We start from the raw sequence: 22,395 nt of genomic DNA on the forward strand, positions 1-22,395 counted from the left end.
CGACCGCCTGCTCTCGCAGCCTGCCCTCGCCGCGTGCCCCAACCGCCGTGGGCAGTCGTTCCACCCCGGGCACCGAACAAGGCACGCCAGCCCCGCCAAGCCCTCACAGCCTGCCCCAAGTGGGAACGCTCACGTACGGTTGACGCATGACGAGCATCGGTGGCACGGAGATGGTCGACTGGAATCTCGCGGTTGCGACCGCGACCCGGCTGGTACGGCCGGGCCCCGAGGTGAGCCGGGACGAGGCCCGGGCCGTCGTCGCGGAACTGCGCCGACACGCCAAGGCCTCCGAGCAACACGTCCGGGGCTTCACTCGTATGGGCACCGAGGAAACCCACGACACCCCTGTCCTCGTCGTCGACCGCCCCGGCTGGGTCCGGGCGAACGTCGCCGGGTTCCGGGAGATCCTCAAACCACTCCTCGACAAGATGCAGGAGCGGCGCGGAGGCACACCCGGCGGCGCGGTCCTCGGCGCCGTCGGCGGCAAGGTGACCGGCGTCGAACTCGGCATGCTGCTCTCCTTCCTGGCCTCCCGCGTCCTCGGCCAGTACGAGACCTTCGCCCCCGCCAGCCGCGAGCTCCCGGCCGGTGACAACGGCGGCGGCCGGCTGCTGCTGGTCGCGCCGAACATCGTCCACGTGGAGCGCGAACTCGACGTGGAGCCCCACGACTTCCGCCTGTGGGTGTGTCTGCACGAGGAGACGCACCGCACGCAGTTCACCGCCGTGCCCTGGCTGCGCGACCACCTCGAGGGTGAAATCCAGTCTTTCCTGGCGGAGACCGACGTCGACCCGATGACCGTCCTCGAACGCATCCGCGAGGCCGCCCAGTCGCTCGCCGGAGGCCGCCCCGAGGCCGAGGAGGACGACGGCGGACGGTCCTTCGTGGAACTGGTGCAGACCCCGGCCCAGCGCGAGATCCTCGGCCGCCTCACCGCCGTGATGTCCCTCCTGGAGGGCCACGCCGACTTCGTGATGGACGGGGTCGGTCCTCAGGTCGTACCGACCGTCGCGGAGATCCGCGAGAAGTTCCAGCAGCGCCGCGCCAAGGGCGCCTCACGCCTGGACACGACCCTGCGCAAGCTGCTGGGTCTGGACGCCAAACTCCGGCAGTACCGGGACGGCGAACGCTTCGTACGGGCCGTCGTCGACGAGGTCGGCATGGACGGGTTCAACCGGGTGTGGACCTCCCCGAACACCCTGCCGACCAAGGCGGAGATCGCCAAACCGGCGGACTGGGTCGCGCGGGTGCACCGCAGGCCGGAGTCGTGAAGCGCATGGGGAAGTCGTGAAACGAATCCGGCCGACGGCAGGCGAACGCCCCTCCAATCACCCGTCCGAGGGACCGTGAGCCATGGGTAGGCGTGCAATGCTCGGGGAACGGCCCGTTTCTGTCACCATCTACACACTCTGAGTGACAAAGACTCGGGTTCACCCCGACAACTTCATGAAGGGAACCGGACATGGGTCCCCATCCTGCGGTCGCGGCGATACGCCTGGCGGTCCGCCGCGTCCTCCACGACATCCTGACCGACCACAACCCCGACTCCCCGGGTGCCGGCTCCGGCTCCCAGAGCGCCGGTGACCGGAGCGGCACGTACGAGCGCCCCCCGTCCCCGCTCGTGCTCGTGGCGTGCTCCGGCGGCGCCGACTCCATGGCGCTCGCCTCCGCCCTCGCGTTCGAAGCGCCCAAGCTCGGCATCCGCGCCGGCGGGATCACCGTCGACCACGGTCTCCAGCCCGGCTCCGACCTGCGCGCCGCCGAGGTCGTCCTGAGGCTGCGCGAACTCGGCCTCGACCCGGCCGAGTCCGTCGCCGTGACCGTGGGCCGCGGAGGCGGCCCCGAAGCCGCCGCACGCGACGCCCGCTACGCCGCCCTCGACGCTGCCGCCGAACGCCACGGCGCCACCGCGATCCTGCTCGGCCACACCCGCGACGACCAGGCCGAAACCGTCCTGCTCGGCCTCGCCCGCGGCTCCGGCATCCGCTCCCTGTCCGGGATGGCCGCGGTCTCGGGGGCCGGCGGCCGCTACCGCCGCCCCTTCCTCCAGCTCGACCGGCAGACCGCCCGCAAGGCGTGCATGGTCCAGTCCCTGCCCGTCTGGGACGACCCCCACAACGCCGACCCGGCCTACACACGCTCCCGGCTCCGCCACGAGGGCCTGCCCGCCCTGGAGAAGGCGCTCGGCAAGGGCGTCGTCGAGGCCCTCGCCCGCACGGCCCAGCTCTCCCGGGACGACGCCGACGCCCTCGACGCCTGGGCCAGCCAGGCCGAGGCCTCCGTGCGCGACGCCACCGGCCGGCTGGAGTGCGCCAAGCTCTACGCCCTGCCGCCCGCCGTGCGCCGCCGCATCCTGCGCCGCGCCGCCATCGAGGCAGGCGCCCCGGCCGGTTCGCTGTTCGCCCGCCACATCGAGGAAGTCGACCGGTTGATCACCGGCTGGCGCGGTCAGGGGGCCATCAATCTCCCGGGCAAAGTCGTTGCCCAGCGACAGGGTGGCAGACTGGTGATTCGGCAAGGCTGAATCCGGACCCTCCCACCGGACCCGGCGAACGGGTCACGCGGACCCCGCACCGGGGTCGCGGCGGTGGCCCGGACCGGCCGGTGGGACGACCGAAAGTGATGCGGGTGGACGCGAAAGACATGGGTGCCGACCTCAAGCAGGTGCTCATCACCAAGGAAGAGATCGACGCGAAGCTGGCCGAGCTGGCCGCGAAGATCGACGCTGAGTACGAGGGCAAGGACCTGCTGCTCGTCGGCGTCCTCAAGGGCGCGGTGATGGTCATGGCCGACCTCGCCCGGGCGCTGTCCACCCCCGTCACCATGGACTGGATGGCCGTGTCGTCGTACGGCGCGGGCACCCAGTCCTCCGGTGTCGTCAGGATCCTCAAGGACCTCGACACCGACATCAAGGGCAAGCACGTCCTGATCGTCGAGGACATCATCGACTCCGGCCTGACCCTGTCGTGGCTGCTGTCCAACCTCGGCTCGCGCGAGCCGGAGTCGCTCAAGGTGTGCACGCTGCTGCGCAAGCCCGACGCCGCCAAGGTCGCCATCGACGTGGAGTGGGTCGGCTTCGACATCCCCAACGAGTTCGTCGTGGGCTACGGCCTCGACTACGCCGAGAAGTACCGCAACCTCCCGTTCGTCGGTACGCTCGCGCCTCACGTCTACGGCGGCTGAGCCTTAACGGGCCCAAGTTCGTAAGACGATCGGGAACCCCAGCGGGTTTCGCGCCGTTGGAGCATGCAGAGACGGGATTGGCAGCAGTCCTGTGCGGCTTCGCGCGACAATGCTGGGGTACCGTCAGAAGAACTGTCTTATCAAACTCACTATGGCAGGAGGGACGGGGCGGCACCGCTCCGTATGGATGGACGTGAAGCGATACTTCCGTGGGCCGGTCATGTGGATCGTGCTGGCCGTCCTTGCCGTGGTCGTGTTGATGCAGGTCGTCGGCTCGTCCGGCGGCTACAAGACGGTGGACACCGGCCAGGTCGTGGCAGCGATCAACGCCAACAAGGTCGAGTCGGCCAAACTCACCACCGGTGACGAGCAGACCATCAAGGTCACGCTCAAGGACGGTGTGAAGGTCGAAGGCAGCTCGAAGATCCAGGCGAGCTACATCGGCGACCAGGGCGTGACCATCGCCAACACGCTGCAGACCAAGTACCAGGACAAGCAGATCCCCGACGGGTACACCGTCTCCCCGACGAAGCAGAACGCCTTCGTCGGAGTCCTGCTCTCCCTGCTCCCCTTCGTCCTCATCGTGGTCGTCTTCCTGTTCCTGATGAATCAGATGCAGGGCGGCGGCTCCAGGGTCATGAACTTCGGCAAGTCCAAGGCCAAGCTCATCACCAAGGACACCCCGAAGACGACCTTCTCGGACGTCGCGGGCTGTGACGAGGCCGTCGAGGAGCTCCAGGAGATCAAGGAGTTCCTGCAGGAGCCGGCGAAGTTCCAGGCCGTCGGCGCCAAGATCCCCAAGGGCGTGCTCCTGTACGGCCGTCCCGGCACCGGCAAGACGCTGCTCGCGCGTGCCGTCGCCGGCGAGGCGGGGGTCCCCTTCTACTCGATCTCCGGTTCCGACTTCGTCGAGATGTTCGTCGGTGTCGGTGCCTCCCGAGTCCGTGACCTGTTCGAGCAGGCCAAGGCGAACGCCCCGGCGATCGTCTTCGTCGACGAGATCGACGCGGTCGGCCGCCACCGCGGCGCCGGCCTCGGCGGTGGTCACGACGAGCGCGAGCAGACCCTGAACCAGCTGCTCGTCGAGATGGACGGCTTCGACGTCAAGGGCGGCGTGATCCTCATCGCCGCGACGAACCGCCCCGACATCCTCGACCCGGCCCTCCTGCGCCCCGGACGCTTCGACCGCCAGATCGCGGTCGACCCGCCGGACCTGCAGGGCCGTCTGGAGATCCTCAAGGTCCACCAGAAGGGCAAGCCGGTCGCCCCGGACGTCGACCTCGCGGCGGTCGCCCGCCGCACCCCGGGCTTCACCGGTGCCGACCTGAGCAACGTCCTCAACGAGGCGGCCCTGCTCACGGCCCGCAGCGACAAGAAGCTGATCGACAACTCCATGCTGGACGAGGCGATCGACCGCGTGGTCGCGGGCCCGCAGAAGCGGACCCGGATCATGTCGGACAAGGAGAAGAAGATCACCGCGTACCACGAGGGCGGACACGCCCTGGTCGCGGCGGCCTCGCCGAACTCCGACCCGGTCCACAAGATCACGATCCTGTCCCGCGGCCGCGCCCTCGGCTACACGATGGTGCTCCCGGACGAGGACAAGTACTCCACGACGCGCAACGAGATGCTCGACCAGCTGGCGTACATGCTGGGCGGCCGCGCGGCCGAGGAGCTCGTCTTCCACGACCCGACCACGGGTGCCGCGAACGACATCGAGAAGGCCACCGCCACCGCCCGCGCGATGGTCACCCAGTACGGCATGACCGAGCGCCTGGGTGCGATCAAGTTCGGCGGCGACAACACCGAGCCGTTCCTCGGCCGTGAGATGGCTCACCAGCGCGACTACTCGGAAGAGGTCGCCGCGCTGGTGGACGAGGAAGTCAAGAAGCTCATCGAGAACGCGCACAACGAGGCTTGGGAGATCCTGGTCGAGAACCGCGACGTCCTCGACAACCTCGTCCTGGCCCTCCTGGAGAAGGAGACGCTCGGCAAGGAGGAGATCGCCGAGGTCTTCGCCACGATCCACAAGCGCCCGCCGCGGCCCGCCTGGACCGGCTCCTCCCGCCGTACGCCTTCCACCCGCCCGCCGGTGCTCTCCCCGAAGGAGCTGGCGCTGACCAACGGCGCGAACGGCGCGACGCCGGCGATCAGCACCGTCAAGTCCACGGTGTCCGAGTCCGCCCCGGTGACGGAGCAGGCTCCGGAGGACCGCCCGGAAAGCTGACCGTCCACTGGTGAGGCCCCAGCGGCCTCACCAGGACCGGAATGGATGCCGCGTCTCCCGAGGCTCTAGCCTGGGGGGCGCGGCATTTCGCATGTCCGCACTTAGGAGACATAGGAACGAGGCACCAGATGATCGACCCCGTGACGCTGGACGGCGAGGGCACCATCGGCGAATTCGACGAGAAGCGTGCCGAGAACGCCGTACGCGAACTCCTGATCGCGGTCGGCGAGGACCCGGACCGCGAGGGCCTGAAAGACACTCCGGCGCGGGTGGCACGGGCGTACCGGGAGCTTTTGGCGGGGCTTCGGCAGGAGCCCGAGGACGTCCTGACGACGACGTTCGATCTGGGGCACGACGAGATGGTCCTGGTGAAGGACATCGAGATCGTCAGTCTCTGTGAACATCATCTTCTGCCATTCCACGGCGTCGCTCACGTCGGGTACATCCCGGCCGAGACCGGCAAGATCACCGGCCTGTCGAAGCTGGCGCGTCTCGTCGAGGTGTACGCACGCCGTCCGCAGGTGCAGGAACGACTCACCACGCAGATCGCGGACTCCCTGATGCGGATCCTGGAGGCGCGGGGCGCGATCGTCGTCATCGAGGCCGAGCACATGTGCATGTCGGTGCGCGGTATCCGCAAGCCCGGCGCCAAGACCACGACGTCGGCGGTGCGGGGTCAGCTTCGGGACGCCACGACCCGTGCCGAGGCCATGAGCCTGATACTGGCTCGCTGACGCCCGGCGCTCACGCCGCCGGTTCCGCCCCCGGGTGGTTGTGGTCCTCGTCCTCGGGGAGCTTGCACACGCGCTCCAGGAAGAGGGCGGCCGCTATGACGGCGATGCCGGCCAGGACCGAGAGGGCGGCGTAGATGGCCTGGTCGCGGCGGGCGGGGATGTCGAGCTGCTCCAGCAGGAAGACGCCCGTGCCGCCGTACATACCGGCGACGAGGGCGGCGACCAGGGCGCTGGCCTGGCCGAAGACGACCGCGCGGGCGGCCATCAGGGGGTCTACGCCCTTGGCTCCGGGCCGGCGCTCGCGCTGGGCCTTGAGGCGGGCGCGGAGAGAGAGCGCCGTGGCGAGGAGCACCGCGGCGATCAGGGCGAGGACGATGGGGGCGGCCAGGGGGACGCTGGGAAGGGTCCCGATCGAGTTCCAGAGGCGGGCGCCCGCCCAGGACAGGACTCCGGCCACGACGAACACGCCGACCAGCACCCTGATGCGCAGCTCTCTCACGGTGTTCCTTCAGCTCCCCCGGAGTATGTGGTCGTCTCGGCCCTTGACCTTAACGACTACTCGGGCAGTCGGAGTTCCAGGTCCTCGCGGGCTTCGACGCCGACGCGCGTGACGGTGCCCAGGAGCTCGGCGACCGCGCCGCGGCCGGGCAGCTGGGCGTCGGGGTCCACGTCGTGCCACGGAGCCAGCACGAAAGCGCGCTCGTGGGCGCGCGGGTGGGGGAGCGTGAGGTGCGGGTCGGCGGAGACGACGTCGGCGTACGCGACGATGTCCACGTCGAGGGTGCGGGGACCCCAGCGCTGGTCCCGGACGCGGTTGAAGGCCTCCTCGACGGCGTGCGCCCGCTCCAGGAGGGAGGACGGGGGCAGGGTGGTCTTCAGGACCACGACCGCGTTGTAGTACGAGGGCTGGCTGCCGGGCTCCACGCCCCAGGGCTCCGTCTCGTACACCGGGGAGACGGCCTTGATGCGGACGCCCGGGGTGTCCTCCAGGGCGTCGATGGCGCCCTGGAGGGTCTCCAGGCGGTTGCCGAGGTTGGAGCCGATGGAGATCACGGCCCGTTTGGGGTTGCTCAGAGTCGTGTCGGCGGCGTCGACCTGCTCGACGACGGAGGCGGGTACCGGCTGTACGGTCGGGTCGCTGGGGCCCTGCGTGAAGGATGCGGTCATACTCGGCTCCGGGTGATGGTGACGGTCACGTCGTCGAAGGGGACGGTGATCGGGGCGTCCGGCTTGTGGACGCAGACCTCGACCTCCATGACCCCTTCGTGCTTCAGGCAGGCCTGGGCGATGCGCTCGGCGAGGGTTTCGATGAGGTTCACCGGTCGGCCCTCGACCTCGGCCACGACCTCTTCGGCCACGATGCCGTAGTGCACGGTCTTCGCCAGGTCGTCGTCGGCCGCGGCCGGCCGGGTGTCCAGGCCGAGGACGAGGTCCACGATGAAGGTCTGGCCTTCTTCGCGCTCCTTGGGGAACACACCGTGGTGCCCGCGGGCCCTCAGGCCGCGCAGCGCGACTCGATCCACGCGAATCACTCCTGCAATCGTCGGTAACGGCCGGTCCGTGCCGTGTGCGGACGGCACACCGGCCTCAGACGAATCTACCTGCGGGCACTGACAGAGCCAGGCTTCAGGGGCGCGGGCCCCGGCCGGGGCCGAGAGGGTTCATCGCGCGTTTCCCCTGGGGAACCCGGTGGCTCATGGGCTGGTAGCCCCCCTTACCCGCGAGTTCGTGATTCCAACCACTTCTTGGTCCTTGCGGGCGCCTACCCACTCAGGCCGGTGTGTCGTCGCTCTCGTCCTCGCCGTTTTCGGCCATCACGGGGGAGGCGTGGTGTGACCAGATCTTCCAGCCGAGCGGGGTACGGCGGAAGACGTTAGTGGCGACGACCAGCTGGCCCACGAGGGGGCCGAGCTCCGCGCCGCCGTCAAGGGCGGGGCCGCCGCTGAGGATGTTCTCGGTACAGGTCACCAGGGCGGTGTCACCGGTGACGGAGACGTGGACGTCGGTGAGGAAGAACTGGATGTACTCGGTGTTCGCCATGATCAGCGCGTACGACCTGAGGACCTCGCCGCGGCCCGTGAGCACCGGCCAGCCCGGGTGCACGCAGGAGATGACACCGGCGTCCGCCGGGTCGTGGTACTCCTCGTCGACACCGAGGTCGGACGGGGTGAGCCAGAGCGAGGACAGTTCTTCGAAGTCGCCCCGCTCCATCGCCTCGTAGAAGGCGGTGTTGGCGAGTTCGACCTGCTCGACATCGGTGTGGGGGGCGCTCACCGGGCTCCTTCGGCGCCGTGTTCCGGCGACGCTGAGGCAGGGGACGGGGTGCTTTCGCCGGAGCCTGTGCCGGGCGCGCGCTCCGCTTCGCGTGCCGGGCGCAGACTGTCCGGTCCTGGCGCGTTCTCGACGGGACGTGCCCCGCGGGGCGCCCTCTCTCCCCGCGCACTCGCCGCCAGGTGCGCCCCGGGCGAACCATCGGCGCCCGGCGCGCTGCCCGCTTCGCGTGCCTCTTCCACGGCCCGCGCGACCCGTACCGCGTCCGCTGTGGCGCGCACCTCGTGGACGCGTACCGCCCACGCTCCGGCCTGCGCCGCGAGTGCGGAGACGGCTGCCGTGGCGGCGTCGCGCTCGCGGGCCGGCGGGGGCGCTCCCTCCGGGCCCGCCAGCACCCGGCCGAGGAACCGCTTGCGGGAGGCGGCGACGAGGAGCGGATACCCCAGAGCGCGGAGGCGGTCGAGGTGGGCGAGGAGGGCGAGGTCGTGCTCGGCCTCCTTGGAGAAGCCGAGGCCGGGGTCGACGACGATGCGGTCGGGGGTGATGCCGCCGCGCAGGACGGCCTCCACGCGCGCGTGGAGTTCGTCGACGACTTCGGCCACGACGTCCTCGTACACGCCCTTGACGTTGCCGCCCCCCAGCAAGCCGCGCCAGTGCATGACCACGAAGGGGGCGCCGCAGGCCGCGACGGCCGGGATCATCGCGGGGTCGGCGAGGCCGCCGCTGACGTCGTTGACGAGGGCGGCGCCGGCCGCGAGGGCCTGTTCGGCCACGGAGGCGCGCATGGTGTCGACGGAGACGACGGCGCCCTCGGAGGCGAGGCCGCGGACGACGGGGACGACCCGCCGGAGTTCCTCGGCCTCGTCGACGCGGGTGGCGCCGGGGCGGGTGGACTCGCCGCCGACGTCGACCAGGTCCGCGCCCTCGGCGACCAGTTCGAGCCCGTGCTTGACGGCGGAGGTCGTGTCGAACCAGCGGCCGCCGTCGGAGAAGGAGTCGGGGGTCACGTTCACGACCCCCATGACCGCGCAGCGGTCCCATGCCGGAAGGCCCGCCACTCGGCCGCGCCCGCTCTGGTTGCTCATATGTTCAGCGTAGGCCCAGGCTCCAGGCCTCAGGCCCCGTGGTCCGAGCGAAGGCCCCTGGGCTGGAGGGGTGGGGCTTCCGCTCGGGCCTGTCCCGGTCATGCCGCTCTGACGTCCCGTTCCGCCATGCCGTGGGCGCATGGGCGCGGGGTGGGCCTGCGGCGGCGCAGGAAGCGCGGCAGTGGCAGGGCGAGGTCGACGAAGCCCTCCGCCTGCATGGCGGCGAACCCGATGCGGGGCAGGTCGCCGGAGGCCCGGTAGACCACGAAGCGCGGCTCCCAGCGCGGCTGGAACTTGGCGTTGAACTTGTAGAGCGACTCGATCTGGAACCAGCGGGACAGGAACACCAGCAGTCCGCGCCAGGCGCGCAGCACCGGGCCCGCGCCGATCTTCTCGCCGCGTGCCAGCGCGGAGCGGAACATCGCGAAGTTCAGCGAGACGCGGGTGATGCCGAACTTCGGGGCCGCCTGGAGTGCGGCCGCGATCAGCAGTTCGTTCATGCCGGGGTCGGCCGAGCGGTCGCGGCGCATGAGGTCCAGGGACACGCCGTCGGTGCCCCAGGGCACGAAGTGCAGGATCGCCTTCAAGTCGCCGTACTCGCCGGGCTGGTCGTCGGCCTTGTGGGCGGTGGCGATCAGGCAGTCCCCGTCGGACGGGTCGCCGATCCGGCCGAGCGCCATGGAGAAGCCGCGCTCGGTGTCGGTGCCGCGCCAGTCCTCCGCGGCGCGCCGGATCCGGTCCAGCTCGGCTTCGCCCAGGTCACGGATGCGCCGTACGCGGGTTTCGTAGCCGGCCCGCTCGATGCGCTTGACCATCTGGCGCACGTTGCGCATCGCGCGTCCGGCGAGCGAGAAATCCGCGACGTCGACCACCGCCTCGTCGCCCAGTTCGAGGGCGTCCAGGCCGGTCTCGCGGGTCCACACCTCGCCGCCGGTCTCCGAGCAGCCCATGACGGCGGGCGTCCAGGAGTGTGCCTTGGCCTCGTCCATGAAGCGCTCGATGGCGCCCGGCCAGGCCTCGACGTCGCCGATGGGGTCGCCGCTGGCGAGCATCACGCCGGAGACGACTCGGTACGTCACCGCGGCCTTGCCGCTGGGCGAGAACACGACGGCCTTGTCGCGGCGCAGGGCGAAGTGGCCGAGGGAGTCGCGGCGGCCGTGCTTCTCCAGGAGCGCCCGCAGCCGGGCCTCGTCCTCCTCGGTCAGCCGCGCGGCCGGGTGTTCGGGCCGGAAGGCCAGGTAGCTGGTGGTGATCGCGGTGATCCAGCCGAGGGCGCCCAGCGAGAAGGCGACGGTCCAGGAGGTGTCGCCCTGGTAGTCCACCGGACCTTCGAAGCCGAACAGGCCGTACAGGACGTGCGTCAGGCGATCGGCCACGCTCGGGTCGCCGATGGTGCGCTCGGGGTGGACGCTGACGATGACCATGCCGAGGACGAGGGAACCGGCGCCCATGAGGACGAAGTTGGCGAGCGCTCGCCACCGGCTGCGCGGGTCGGGCAGGGCCGCGAACTCGTCGCGGTGGCGCAGCAGCGGCACGAGCAGCGCCAGGGAGATGAGCGCTCCTACGACGGAGTGCCGGTACACGAACTGGGCGGCCGCGCCGGCCGGCAGGAGCGCGACGGCGGCCCGCCACGCTCGCCGCTTGCGCCGTTTGAGCCCGTGCGCGAGCAGCAGCAACAGCACGCCGGTGCTGAGCGAGAGCGCCGCGGCGAACGGTCCGAGCGCGCCGGGCAGTACTTCGGCCAAGGCGTGCATACGGCTGTGACGGAAGCGCGGGAACACGCCCGCCGCAATGTCCAGGACGCCCACCAGTGCGCACGCCCGGCCGACCAGGGCGGGGACGGCCTCGGGGCGTGGACCGCGCAGTATGCGCCGCGCCACGCTTGATCGGGTCGGAACCCCGCCTGACATTTCCCCATCTATCCTGACAGACATCGCATCCCGTAGTTCTGCGAGAGACCTTGAACCCGGTGCCGATAGGGGCATCCGGCGACATTGCGCCCTCTAGGACGGTGTCTCGGGGAGAGAGGTTCACTCCCCGTCGGAAAGCCGGTTCAAAGGCCAAGGAAAGTCCAGGGCAAGCCCTCGCTACGAAAGCGTCGGCCTGCTGTGGGCGGAAAGCGCAGGCAGGTACAGCTCATGGGTCTCACGAGCAACAATGTGCTGGTGCTGGCGGTCGTACTCGCCATACTGCTGTTCGTCGGCACGGTGTGGCTGTGGCCGCAGCTGGCACGGCGGAACTGGCGGGCCGTCAGCGGACGCGTCGGTCTGCTCCTGGCGACCCAGTTGACGCTCTTCGCCTCCCTGGGGATCGCCGCCAACCAGGCCTTCGGCTTCTACTCCACCTGGGCGGACCTGTTCGGCAGGGAGACGGACCAGGGTGTCGTCGTCGACCATTCGATCGGCGGCGCGCCCGGCGGCCCGCTCCAAGTGGTGAGCACGGCACGGGTGCAGGGGGCGAGCGGATCGCGCCCGCAGCTGGCCGGGCAGGTCCAGAAGGTGGACATCGTCGGGCGTACGACGCATATCGCCACGCCTGCGTATGTGTACCTGCCGCCGGAGTACTTCCAGCCGCAGTACCGCACGCGTACGTTCCCCGCCGCCGTCGTGCTGACCGGTTACCCGGGAACGGCGCAGGCCCTGGTGGACAAGCTGCACTACCCGAGTACGGCCCAGGAACTGGCCAAGAACGGGCGCATGCAGCCGATGATCCTGGTCATGCTGCGGCCGACGGTGGCGCCGCCCCGCGACACGGAATGCGTGGACATTCCGGGCGGCCCGCGGACCGAGACGTTCTTCGCCAAGGATCTGCCCGACGCCGTGCTGGCCCACTACAGGGTGGGTAAAAAGCCGGGCAGCTGGGGGATCATCGGCGACTCCACCGGCGGTTACTGCGCGCTGAAGCTCGCCATGCACCACCCGGACGTGTACGCGGCGGGCGCGGGCCTCTCCCCCTACTACAAGGCGCCGATCGACCCCACGACCGGCGACCTCTTCCGCGGTGACAGGAATCTGCGGAATCGTGCCGACTTGTGGTGGTGCCTCAAGCATCACCCCGCGCCCAACACCTCACTGCTCGTCAGCAGCAGCAGGATCGGCGAGCACAACTACAAGGACACGCTCAGGTTCATCGATCAGGTGCAGGCCACGAACCGGACCCGGATCGCGTCGATCATCCTGGACAGCGGCGGGCACAACTTCAACACGTGGCGGCGCGAGATTCCGGCCACGTTGCAGTGGATGAGCGGGCGGCTGAGCGACCGCTGAAAGTGATCTTGTCGAATTCGGTGGCCCGCTGACCGTTCGTGTCGCTCCCGATGCCGTGTGGAGGCTTCGGTGTGGCTGTGTTTTTACGATGCGGGGCACCACGATTCGCCTACGCGCGGTAAGTTTCTGGCCATGCCACGTGGACGTCACCGCCATTCCCCGCCTCTGCACCGGCTGTTGCCGCCTTCGGTGATCGCAGGCGTCTCCCTCGTCTGCGCCTTCGGCCCCTGGGTGTTCTCGGATCCGGGCGCGCTGCGCGTCATCGCCGCCTCCGCCGCGGCGGTCGCGGTCGTCGGTGCCGCCGTCATGCGCCGCTGGGACGCGCAGGCGGGCAAGCAGGTCGCCGACCTCGCGCGCGGGCGGGCGAGCGACGAGTGGCGCCATGAGGAGCGGGTCGCCGAGCTGGAGACCGACCTGGAGGAGTCGCGCGAGCTGCGCACCAAGCTGGAGCAGCGGCTGCGTGCGAAGCGGGCCGAGCTGGCCGGGCTGCGCAATGAGCACGCGGCGCTGCTGCGGCGGTACGCCACCGCGGAGACCGAGCGGGCGAGCGCCCTGGAGGGCCGCCGGCTGCTGGAGATAGAGACGGTCGAACCGTCCCGTGCGCTGCCGCCCGCGCCGGAGCCCGAGCCCGCGCAGGAGACCACGCCCGAGACCGACGCCGCCGAAGCTGCCGAGGCTGTCGAGGAGGAGAAGCCCGCGGTTCCCGCCGTGTTCTCGCCCGAGGGTTCCCGGCTGTTCCTGCGCGCCAAGGCGGCGCTGTCCCGGTTCGACGACGGAGACAAGGCCGCCAAGGCCGGGTCCGCCGCCAAAGGAGACGGCGTCGCGGGCGAGGTGAAGGGGGCGGCGGCCGAGGTGGCGGCCGACGGCGCGAGGGCGGAGTCCGTGCAGGCGTCCGTGCAGGCGCACGTGCAGGCGTCCGCACAAGCGTCCGTGCAGGAGCCGGTTCAGGAAGCCGACCGGGAGTCCGGCCGGGAGCCCTCCCGGGAGGACGAGGCGCAGGGGCAGCCCGAGGCGGTCGACGAGCACGAGCACGCGGCCGCCGCCACCACGACGGAGCCGGCCCCGCCCGCCGCGTCCGTGCGACAGCCCGAAGGGCACTTCACGGTGCCGACCGCGGTGGCCGTCCTGCCGGCCGCGCCCATGCCGCGCCCGCTGGTCACGGGCGGGTTCGACTTCTTCGGTACGCAGAAGGGCTCGCCGAGCACGGCGTTCGACGCCGTGCAGAACGAGGACCTCGCCGACGTGGTCGGCCAGGAGGCGCTCGCCCTGCACAAGGCCGAGGCCGAAGCCGCCTTCAAGCCCTTCGACGAGGAGTCGCGCGGTGTCGGCCAGGTCATCGACCTGACCGCCCACGACGAGACGGAGCAGATCGACATGCAGGGGCTGCGCACCGCGGCTTCCTGAGGCAGTGGGCCGCTATGAGGCGGCCCGGTCTGCGACCGCGCCGCCTGTCCCCGCTACAGGCGGCGCGTTTCTCTGCACCGGCGCGTCTTTGTGAAGCGGTCGGGCTTCCCGAGCGGGGCGCGTGTGGTCGTCGGTGTGAGGTGAGCGGTTCGGGCCGGTTCAGGCCATCCACCGGTCCGGCTGGGCGTTCCTGCGCCCCGTCCGCGAGCGCTCCGCCTGTCCCCGGAGCAGTTCCGCCGCCTCCTGAGCGTCCCGCAGGCGGGCCGTCACGGTCTTGTCGGCCCCGGTGTCCACATGAACGTCGGCGAGCCGCCAGAGGCGCTCCCAGGGGCCCTGAGTGAGCCGTACGCTCTGGACCTTGGCGTGCGGGACCAGGGCAAGGTTCCGGCGGAGCAGGCCGTGCCGGGCGGCGAAGACGGTGTCGGTGACCGCGATGCCGTGACCGCGCCACCACAGGGGCAGGCACCGCCCGGCCCGCCGCGGCGGCCGCGCCGGGGACCCGAGCGGCGGCACGGTCACCCCGGGCAGCACGCGCGCCACGACCGACTCGGCCACCGCGCGCGGGGCGACCGGCACCAGGACCGAGTTCGAGGACCCGGCCACGTCCAGTTCCACCCGCACCCAGCCGCGCCGTCGCCACAGCAGCGGCTCCACGATCCGTACGGTCTGCACCCGCCCCGGCGGCACCGTCTCGTGCGTGCGGTCGAGCAGCCCGTGGTCGATGCGCAGCCCGTCCGGGGACTCGCCCACCGTCCAGTCGTACTCGGCGACGAACCGTCCCGCGCTGCGCGCGACCGCCGCGCCGAGCAGCGGCAGGCCGGTGGCGAGGACCGTCACCACACTGTGGGTGGCCAGCCACAGCACCGGCGGTACGACGAGCGCGGTGATCAGGGAGCCCCAGGCCGCGCCCGTCAGCACCAGGGAGATCGCAAGGTCGCGCGCGGGCAGGCGCATCAGCTCGCGCGCCGGCGCCTCACCGACCTCGTGCGCCGTCTCGGGTGCGAAACCGGCCGCGCGCGCGAGCAGCTCCGCGCGCAGCGTGCGGGCCTCGTCCTCGCCCAGAAAGGCCAGTTCGTCCTTCTTGTCGGCACCGACCACATCGATCCTGAGCTTCGCGACACCCGCCACGCGCGCGAGGAGCGGCCGGGTCACGTCGACGGCCTGGATCCGCTCCAGCCGTATGTGCGCGGTGCGCCGGAACAACAGACCGGTGCGGATGCGCAGTTCGCTGTCGGTCACCGCGAAGTACGTGAACCACCAGGAGAGGAAGCCGTAGAGGGAGGCCGCCGGGACCAGGACGGCGAGCCCGGCCAGGAGCATGGTCGTGGTCAGCCTCGTCAGCTGCGCCTGTGCCTGGTTCGGGTCGTGCGCGGCCCACCCGGCGATCAGCGCGACCGGCGCCCACGCACGCCGGAACGGTGTCACGGGGTGCAGCCGCCGTTCGGTCGCGGCCGGGACGCGCCGGACGCCGTCGTCGAGGCCCGGGGCCGTCACAGGCCCGCCGATCGGGCCTCGCCCAGCTCGGTGAGCCGGTCGCGCAGCCGCTCCGCCTCGGCCGGGTCGAGGCCGGGGATGGTGGCGTCGGTGGCCGCGGCCGCGGTGTGCAGCTGCACGCCGGCCAGCCCGAAGTGCCGCTCGACGGGACCGGACCTGACCTCCACGAGCTGCATCCGCCCGTACGGCACGACGGTCTCCTCGCGCCACAGGACACCGCGGCTGATCAGCAGGTCGTCGGCCCGCTCGGCGTACCGCCAGGAGCGCCAGTTGCGGCCGAGGAGCACCCAGCCCCAGGCCATCAGGGCCAGCGGCAGCAGCGCGAAACCGGCCCAGGCCGGCCCGGCGAACAGGCCCAGCAACAGCCCCAGGGCCAGGGTCGGCGGCCCCAGCCACACCACTAGCAACAGCCGCCTCATGCGCAGCAGGCCCGACGGCAGCCCGGTCCAGACCGGCTCGGTTTCTATCGCCTCGGCACTTTCCGGGCTCCCCGTCTCCATGCGCACAGCCTACGTAGGGGAAACTGTGTCCATGACTCCTACGACGGAGACCACGGTCGGGATCGGCGGCGCGGCGGAGAGCACCGACATGGTGCTGAACATCGGCCCGCAGCACCCCTCCACGCACGGCGTGCTGCGGCTGCGGCTCGTGCTGGACGGCGAGCGCATCGTGCACGCGGAGCCGGTGATCGGCTATATGCACCGGGGCGCGGAGAAGCTCTTCGAGGCCCGCGACTACCGGCAGATCATCATGCTCGCCAACCGCCACGACTGGCTGTCGGCGTTCTCGAACGAGCTGGGCGTGGTCCTCGCCGTGGAGCGGATGCTCGGCATGGAGGTGCCCGAGCGCGCGGTGTGGACGCGCACGCTGCTGGCCGAGCTGAACCGGGTGCTGAACCACCTGATGTTCCTCGGGTCGTACCCGCTGGAGCTGGGCGGTATCACCCCGATCTTCTACGCCTTCACGGAGCGCGAGGAACTCCAGCACGTCATGGAGGAGGTCTCCGGCGGGCGCATGCACTACATGTTCAACCGCGTCGGCGGCCTCAAGGAGGACCTGCCCGCCGGGTGGACCTCACGCGCGCGTGCCTCGGTCGGGGCTCTGCGCTCCCGTATGGACCGGTTCGACGACCTGGTGCTCGGCAACGAGATCTTCCGGGGGCGCACGCGGGGCGTGGGCGTCCTCTCGCCGGAGATCGTGCACGCGTACGGCGTGAGCGGGCCCCTCGCGCGCGCTTCGGGCGTCGACTTCGACCTGCGCCGCGACGAGCCGTACCTCGCGTACGGCGACCTGCAGGACACCCTTGAGGTCGTCACCCGGCAGGACGGCGACTGCCTCGCCCGCTTCGAGTGCCTCCTGGAGCAGACCCACAACTCCCTCGACCTCGCGGACGCCTGCCTCGACCGGCTCGCCGAACTGCCGCCCGGACCGATCAACCAGCGGCTCCCGAAGGTCCTCAAGGCGCCCGAGGGCCACACCTACGCGTGGACCGAGAACCCGCTCGGCATCAACGGCTACTACCTGGTCAGCAAGGGCGAGAAGACCCCGTACAGGCTGAAGCTGCGCTCGGCCTCGTACAACAACATCCAGGCCCTGACCGAGCTGCTGCCGGGAACGCTGGTCGCCGACATGGTGGCGATCCTGGGGTCGATGTTCTTCGTGGTCGGGGACATCGACAAGTAGGCCGGCCCAGAGACGAGCGGGCCGGCCCAGAGACAAGCGGGCCGCCCTAGAGAAGTGCGTCCGGAATTCCAACCGGCTGGAGCAGCCAGCCGAAGCCGCCCAGCCCGCCCGGCGCGGTGAGCTCGGCGGCCTGGCCGGCGCTCGCGAGGGCGCGCACGTATGCCGAGGGGTCTGTGGAGGCGAGCGCGAGTGGGGGGCGTGTGCCTTCGATGCCGAGGGCGCGGAGCGCGTCGCGTTGCGTGAGCAGGCGTGCGCCGGAGAGAGTGCGCGCCGTGTGGAGCGTCGCGCAGGAGTCCAGTGCGACGTGCGCCGTGAGGTCGCACGACCCGTCCGGCAAGGGCGCCGTCTCGCGGCCCTCCCGGAAGCCGGTGAGCGTCCCGAACGGGGGGCGTGCGCCCGCGGTGTGCGCGTAGTCCACGGCCACCGCGAGCCCCCGCGCGACGCGCGAGACGGCGGACGCCCACGCGGCGTCCCGGGGCAGCCCGATCTCCGCGCGCAGCCCCTGCTCGGCCGCCAGCGGCCACCACCGTGCGAGCCACTCCGCCTCCGCCCCCGACAGGGGCTCCCCGAGCCGCTCGGCCCCGTCCTCCCGTACGAGCACCAGCCGCGGGACGCCCGCGGAGTCCACCTCCGCGACCTCCACCGGCACGTTGTCCAGCCATTCGTTGGCGAAGAAAAGCCCGGTGATCCCCTCGGGGGGTTCGCTCAGCCAGGTGATCCGCCGGTCGAGCCCTTCGGGGCGGTCGGCGAGCTCGACGGCGTACCCGCGCGCACGGGCGGCCACGCCGGCGGGCAGCGCGGCGAGCACGCCGGTGACCAGCTCACCCCGCCCGGCGCCCATGTCGACGAAGTCAAGCGTTCCGGGCCGCCCCAGCGCCTTGTCGACCCGGCACAGCAGCCGGGCCACGGCCTCGGCGAACAGCGGCGAGGCGTGCACGGACGTACGGAAGTGCCCGGCCGGGCCTTCGGGGCGCCGGTAGAAGCCGCCGGGCCCGTAGAGGGCCGCTTCGGTCGCGGCCCGCCAGCCACGCCAGCCGCCCCGCGCCCCGCCTGTCGCCCCGTGCGCCGTCTCTTCCGCCACCGGTACAGACTAGGCGCACAGATGATCACGGCATCCACCTTGCGGAGTATGCGCGTCACGCCCGGATCGGCCCTCCGGTTGACCCCTGCACGCACCGCACTTCCCTACTCTGGGTTACGTGCAGCGCCTCTATGACTTCCTCCGCAGGCACCCGACATGGGTCGACACCTTCTGGGCCGTCGTCCTCTTCGGGATCTCCGGCGTGAGCGTGATCAACGTCAACAGGGGCCCGGACCACCACGGATCGGTAGCCGCGGGACTCGCGGTGTCCGCCGTGCTGTCGCTCGTCGTCGCGCTGCGCCGCCGCTTCCCGGAGCCGATGCTGCTGCTGGCCGCCGCGACCGGACTGGCGCAGCTGGTCCTGGACATCGAGACGACCGTCGCCGACTTCGCCATGCTGGTGATCACTTACACGGTCGCCACCGCCGGGGCGCGCTGGGCCTCCCGCTTCGCGCTGAGCATCAGTCTGTGCGCGGCCACCCTGGCGCAGATCCGCTGGCCGGCCGGGGAGGCGAGCCTCCCGGGCAGGGTCGCGATAGCGGTGTTCCAGACGGTGCCGTTCGCCCTCGCCTGGGTGCTCGGTGACTCCATGCGCACCCGCCGCGCCTACTTCCAGCAGCTGGAGGAGCGCGCCGCCCGGCTGGAGAAGGAGCGCGAGGCGCAGGCCAAGGTCGCGGTCGCCGCCGAGCGGGCCCGGATCGCGCGGGAGCTGCACGACGTGGTCGCGCACAACGTGTCGGTGATGGTGGTGCAGGCCGACGGCGCCGCCTATGTCCTCGACGCCGCGCCCGACCAGGCGAAGAAGGCCCTGGAGACGATCTCCTCCACCGGCCGCCAGGCCCTCGCCGAGATGCGCCGTCTGCTGGGCGTCCTGCGCACTGGGGAGCACCAGGAGGTCGGTGAGTACGTCCCGCAGCCCGACGTCGAGCAGATCGATGACCTCGTCGAACAGTGCCGCAGCTCCGGCCTGCCCATCGACTTCAAGGTCGAGGGCACCCCGCGCCCGCTGCCCAGCGGCGTCGAGCTCACCGCGTACCGCATCGTGCAGGAGGCGCTGACCAACACGCGCAAGCACGGCGGGCCGAACGCCGGCGCCAGCGTGCGCCTGGTCTATTTCGACGACGGGCTGGGCCTGCTCGTCGAGGACGACGGAAAGGGCGCCCCGCACGAGCTGTACGAGGAGGGCGGCGCCGACGGCCAGGGCCACGGCCTGATCGGCATGCGCGAGCGGGTCGGCATGGTCGGCGGCACCCTCGACGCGGGCCCGCGTCCTGGGGGAGGCTTCCGCATCAGTGCCCTGCTCCCGCTCAAACCGGCGCACTGACCCCGATGCACGCCCCCTGTTGACACCTGTCACGCCCCAAGCAAGTCGTAAAGACGGAAACGGAAGAGGCCCCGATGACGATCCGTGTGATGCTCGTCGACGACCAGGTGCTGCTGCGCACCGGGTTCCGGATGGTGCTCGCCGCCCAGCCGGACATGGAGGTCGTCGCGGAGGCGGGCGACGGTGTCGAGGCCCTCCAGGTGCTGCGCTCGGCCGAGGTCGACGTGATCCTGATGGACGTGCGCATGCCGAAGCTGGACGGTGTGGAGACCACCCGCCGCATCTGCTCGGAGCCCGACCCGCCGAAGGTGCTGATCCTGACCACCTTCGACCTCGACGAGTACGCCTTCTCCGGGCTGAAGGCGGGGGCCTCCGGCTTCATGCTCAAGGACGTGCCGCCCGGCGACCTGCTGACCGCGATCCGCTCCGTGCACAGCGGTGACGCCGTCGTCGCTCCCTCCACCACCCGCCGCCTCCTCGACCGTTTCGCGCCGATGCTGCCCGCCGCCGGCGGGGAGCCCCAGCACAAGGAGCTGGAGCGGCTCACCGACCGTGAGCGCGAGGTCATGGTGCTGGTCGCCCAGGGGCTGTCCAACGGCGAGATCGCGGCCCGGCTGGTGCTGTCCGAGGCGACGGTGAAGACCCACGTCGGCCGCATCCTGACCAAGCTCGGGCTGCGGGACCGGGTGCAGGTGGTGGTTCTGGCGTACGAGACGGGGCTGGTACGGGCCGGCGGGCACGGCTGAGTCCGGGACACCGCGACTCCCGGAACCGCACTCACGCGTGACCGGCTCGTACTAGGGTCCGCCCATGCTCCTGTGGATCAACGGCCCCTTCGGGGGCGGCAAGACACAGACCGCACACGAGATCCAGCGTCGGCTTCCGGGCAGCGTGATCTGCGATCCGGAGCACGCCGGCTTCGGCCTGCGCCGCATGCTCCCGCCCGAACTGCGCGGAAACTTCCAGGACCTGGTGTGCTGGCGGCAGGGCGTCGTCGAGGTCCTCGACCTCGCCCTGGCCGAGCACGACGGCGTGGTGATCGTCCCCATGACGGTCACCGACTCCCGCTACTTCGCGGAGACCATCGGCCGGCTGGGCGAACTCGGGCACGACGTACGGCACTTCACACTCCTCGCCGAGCGCGAGACGGTGATCCAGCGGCTGCGGGAGCGCGGCTTCGGGCACCTCCTCCAGTACGTCGCGGGGAAGAACTCGGGTCTGCGCAGGGAGAGCTGGGCCGTGCAGCAGCTCGACCACTGCCTGGAGCGGCTGCGCGAGCCGGAGTTCGCCGAGCATCTGTGGACGGACCACTCGACCGTGCCGAAGACGGCGGACCGGATCGCGGTGCTGGCCGGGCTGACGCTCAGGCCCAACACCGAGGGTGCGCTGCGGACGCGGCTGAGGCAGGTCGGGGTCGGTGTGAAGCACATCCGCTTCGACTGATTCGTCGCCCGGCTACCTGAGGATCCCTTCCAGGAAGTCGCTGCCCAGCCGCGCCACCACCGACACGTCCAGCTGGTGCAGGACGTACCGCCCCCGGCGACGGGTCGTGATCAGGCCCGCCTTCTTGAGGACGCTCAGGTGCCGGGATATCTCGGGAGCGGTCATGCCGCGGACCTGGGCCAGCTCGCTCGTGGTGTGTGCGCTGCGGGCGAGACTGCGGCAGATGCGCATGCGCACCGGGTGGGACAGGGCGGTCATCCGCAGGGTGAGCTGCTCGACGGAGGGCGGGGCGGCGAGTTCCGGGGAGCCCACGGGGTAGTGCAGGACCGGCTGCCAGCCGTACCGGTGCAGCACCATCAGATGGGGCCAGCCCAGGCTCGTCGGTACGAGCAGGAGGCCGCCGTCCGCCGTGGCCGTACGCCCCTCGCCCAGCTTGTCGACCGTGATCCGGCCGGCCGCCTCGTCCAGGGCCACGGCCGGGGACACGGACGCCAGCGCCTCCGCCAGGCCCTTGCGGCGCAGCAGCTCCGTCTTGAGGCGGGCGTCCGCCGTGAGCTGGTGGCGCAGCCGGGACCAGGTCTCCGCGAAGAACGCCTCCTCGCAGTCCTCCAGGAACTGCCGGAGCCAGCCCCGGATCCGGGGCGGGTCGGCCAGCAGCCGCTCGGTGAAGCGCATCTGCTGCGGCCCCCGCGCGGCGGCCAGCTCCACGGCGCGACTACGCAACCCGGCGTCGGCAAGCGGGCCGGGGCCCGGCAGGCCGTAGGGAAGGGCGCAGGTGAACTCCAGTGCCGTGTCCACGAACTGCTCGTCCGTCAGCTTGTCCAGCTGGTCCAGTTCCTCGGCGAGCGTGGCGCCCGGGAGCGTGGACCCGCCCGGAGTGCCCGCGAACGGCAGGAACATGTCGGAGAACGTCGTCCGCCACAGGAAGTCGGCCTCGCACATCCGGTCGGCCAGATGCGAGTCGAGCCCCGCGGTCACGCTCGTGACCCAGCCCTGCAGCCCCGGGTGGTGCCCCGGCTCGGACAGCGCGTGCAGCGCCATGCCGAGCTCGGCCAGGGGCGAGGGCACGACGGCGACCCTCTCCGGCCGCAGCCCCGCGATGTCGATGCGCACGCTCATGCCCCCATGGTGCACGCCGCCACTGACAGCCCGGCCCCGATTGACGGCGCCCGTCAATCGGGGGGACTTCCCGCCCGGACC

At 71.2% G+C, this 22,395-nt stretch carries 20 protein-coding genes and 1 pseudogene; 11 read left to right on the forward strand and 10 right to left on the reverse strand.

Annotated features, from left to right (window positions below; genetic code table 11):
- Positions 1–146 precede the first annotated feature (146 nt).
- The 5 genes from ACIPSA_RS37665 (at position 147) to folE (ending at position 6,144) form a co-directional block, all read left to right on the forward strand.
- Entirely contained in the window at positions 147–1,271 is a 1,125-nt protein-coding gene (locus tag ACIPSA_RS37665; protein ID WP_402643146.1) for a zinc-dependent metalloprotease, read from the forward strand.
- Positions 1,272–1,462: 191 nt separating this feature from the next.
- Positions 1,463–2,524: a tRNA lysidine(34) synthetase TilS gene (tilS, locus tag ACIPSA_RS37670; protein ID WP_402643148.1), complete on the forward strand. Its 1,062-nt coding sequence runs from the start codon at positions 1,463–1,465 to the stop codon at positions 2,522–2,524.
- A gap of 98 nt (positions 2,525–2,622) precedes the next feature.
- Complete coding sequence (gene hpt, locus ACIPSA_RS37675) at positions 2,623–3,183, forward strand: hypoxanthine phosphoribosyltransferase (protein WP_402643279.1); 561 nt, start codon at positions 2,623–2,625, stop codon at positions 3,181–3,183.
- Positions 3,184–3,370: 187 nt separating this feature from the next.
- Positions 3,371–5,410 (forward strand): ATP-dependent zinc metalloprotease FtsH, encoded by a 2,040-nt coding sequence (gene ftsH, locus ACIPSA_RS37680; protein ID WP_402643282.1) that lies wholly within the window; start codon positions 3,371–3,373, stop codon positions 5,408–5,410.
- A gap of 128 nt (positions 5,411–5,538) precedes the next feature.
- On the forward strand, positions 5,539–6,144 hold the full coding sequence (gene folE / locus ACIPSA_RS37685; protein WP_402643151.1) for a GTP cyclohydrolase I FolE: 606 nt from the start codon (positions 5,539–5,541) through the stop codon (positions 6,142–6,144).
- 10 nt (positions 6,145–6,154) lie between these two features.
- On the opposite strand, the gene ACIPSA_RS37690 is transcribed toward folE, so the two are convergent.
- The 6 genes and pseudogenes from ACIPSA_RS37690 to ACIPSA_RS37715 all read right to left on the reverse strand — a co-directional run bounded on the left by ACIPSA_RS37690 (position 6,155) and on the right by ACIPSA_RS37715 (position 11,410).
- On the reverse strand, positions 6,155–6,643 hold the full coding sequence (locus ACIPSA_RS37690) for a DUF3180 domain-containing protein (RefSeq protein WP_402643152.1): 489 nt from the start codon (positions 6,641–6,643) through the stop codon (positions 6,155–6,157).
- Between the two features lie 56 nt (positions 6,644–6,699).
- A complete protein-coding gene (folK, locus tag ACIPSA_RS37695; protein ID WP_402643155.1) occupies positions 6,700–7,311 on the reverse strand; it encodes a 2-amino-4-hydroxy-6-hydroxymethyldihydropteridine diphosphokinase in 612 nt (203 codons plus the stop codon).
- Positions 7,308–7,667: a dihydroneopterin aldolase gene (gene folB / locus ACIPSA_RS37700; protein ID WP_402643157.1), complete on the reverse strand. Its 360-nt coding sequence runs from the start codon at positions 7,665–7,667 to the stop codon at positions 7,308–7,310. The genes folK and folB overlap by 4 nt, the downstream gene beginning before the upstream one ends.
- A gap of 247 nt (positions 7,668–7,914) precedes the next feature.
- Positions 7,915–8,418: a nuclear transport factor 2 family protein gene (locus tag ACIPSA_RS37705; protein WP_402643159.1), complete on the reverse strand. Its 504-nt coding sequence runs from the start codon at positions 8,416–8,418 to the stop codon at positions 7,915–7,917.
- Positions 8,419–8,579: 161 nt separating this feature from the next.
- Positions 8,580–9,500, reverse strand: a pseudogene (folP, locus tag ACIPSA_RS37710) (dihydropteroate synthase); the annotation flags it as partial.
- 98 nt (positions 9,501–9,598) lie between these two features.
- Positions 9,599–11,410 carry a phosphatidylglycerol lysyltransferase domain-containing protein gene (locus tag ACIPSA_RS37715; RefSeq protein WP_402643160.1) on the reverse strand — a complete coding sequence of 604 codons (1,812 nt, stop codon included), beginning with the start codon at positions 11,408–11,410 and terminating at the stop codon, positions 9,599–9,601.
- A gap of 228 nt (positions 11,411–11,638) precedes the next feature.
- On the opposite strand from ACIPSA_RS37715, the gene ACIPSA_RS37720 reads away from it, so the two are divergent.
- Both ACIPSA_RS37720 and ACIPSA_RS37725 read left to right on the forward strand, forming a co-directional pair.
- Positions 11,639–12,766: an alpha/beta hydrolase gene (locus ACIPSA_RS37720; protein ID WP_402643162.1), complete on the forward strand. Its 1,128-nt coding sequence runs from the start codon at positions 11,639–11,641 to the stop codon at positions 12,764–12,766.
- A 132-nt stretch (positions 12,767–12,898) separates the two neighbouring features.
- Entirely contained in the window at positions 12,899–14,170 is a 1,272-nt protein-coding gene (locus ACIPSA_RS37725) for a hypothetical protein (protein WP_402643163.1), read from the forward strand.
- A 159-nt stretch (positions 14,171–14,329) separates the two neighbouring features.
- On the opposite strand, the gene ACIPSA_RS37730 is transcribed toward ACIPSA_RS37725, so the two are convergent.
- The gene (locus tag ACIPSA_RS37730; RefSeq protein WP_402643166.1) at positions 14,330–15,664 is read right to left on the reverse strand and encodes a PH domain-containing protein; all 1,335 of its coding nucleotides are present in this window, start codon (positions 15,662–15,664) and stop codon (positions 14,330–14,332) included.
- A complete protein-coding gene (locus ACIPSA_RS37735) occupies positions 15,661–16,164 on the reverse strand; it encodes a PH domain-containing protein (protein WP_402643168.1) in 504 nt (167 codons plus the stop codon). The genes ACIPSA_RS37730 and ACIPSA_RS37735 overlap by 4 nt, the downstream gene beginning before the upstream one ends.
- A gap of 31 nt (positions 16,165–16,195) precedes the next feature.
- Here ACIPSA_RS37735 and ACIPSA_RS37740 point away from each other — a divergent pair, with 31 nt between their 5' ends.
- The gene (locus ACIPSA_RS37740) at positions 16,196–17,347 is read left to right on the forward strand and encodes an NADH-quinone oxidoreductase subunit D (protein WP_402643170.1); all 1,152 of its coding nucleotides are present in this window, start codon (positions 16,196–16,198) and stop codon (positions 17,345–17,347) included.
- A gap of 46 nt (positions 17,348–17,393) precedes the next feature.
- Here ACIPSA_RS37740 and ACIPSA_RS37745 read toward each other — a convergent pair whose 3' ends face one another.
- Positions 17,394–18,428, reverse strand: a complete 1,035-nt coding sequence (locus tag ACIPSA_RS37745) for an SAM-dependent methyltransferase (protein ID WP_402643172.1) — start codon at positions 18,426–18,428, stop codon at positions 17,394–17,396.
- A gap of 118 nt (positions 18,429–18,546) precedes the next feature.
- On the opposite strand from ACIPSA_RS37745, the gene ACIPSA_RS37750 reads away from it, so the two are divergent.
- From ACIPSA_RS37750 to ACIPSA_RS37760, 3 genes are all read left to right on the forward strand, one after another.
- On the forward strand, positions 18,547–19,752 hold the full coding sequence (locus ACIPSA_RS37750; RefSeq protein WP_402643175.1) for a sensor histidine kinase: 1,206 nt from the start codon (positions 18,547–18,549) through the stop codon (positions 19,750–19,752).
- Between the two features lie 74 nt (positions 19,753–19,826).
- Positions 19,827–20,498 carry a response regulator gene (locus tag ACIPSA_RS37755; RefSeq protein ID WP_402643177.1) on the forward strand — a complete coding sequence of 224 codons (672 nt, stop codon included), beginning with the start codon at positions 19,827–19,829 and terminating at the stop codon, positions 20,496–20,498.
- 64 nt (positions 20,499–20,562) lie between these two features.
- Positions 20,563–21,195, forward strand: a complete 633-nt coding sequence (locus ACIPSA_RS37760) for an AAA family ATPase (RefSeq protein WP_402643179.1) — start codon at positions 20,563–20,565, stop codon at positions 21,193–21,195.
- Positions 21,196–21,207: 12 nt separating this feature from the next.
- Here ACIPSA_RS37760 and ACIPSA_RS37765 read toward each other — a convergent pair whose 3' ends face one another.
- Positions 21,208–22,314 (reverse strand): DUF5937 family protein, encoded by a 1,107-nt coding sequence (locus ACIPSA_RS37765; protein ID WP_402643180.1) that lies wholly within the window; start codon positions 22,312–22,314, stop codon positions 21,208–21,210.
- Between the last annotated feature and the right edge of the window lie 81 nt (positions 22,315–22,395).

Origin of the sequence: Streptomyces sp. NPDC086549 (assembly GCF_044746205.1) — a bacterium.
In the GTDB taxonomy this organism is placed as follows: Bacteria; Actinomycetota; Actinomycetes; order Streptomycetales; family Streptomycetaceae; genus Streptomyces.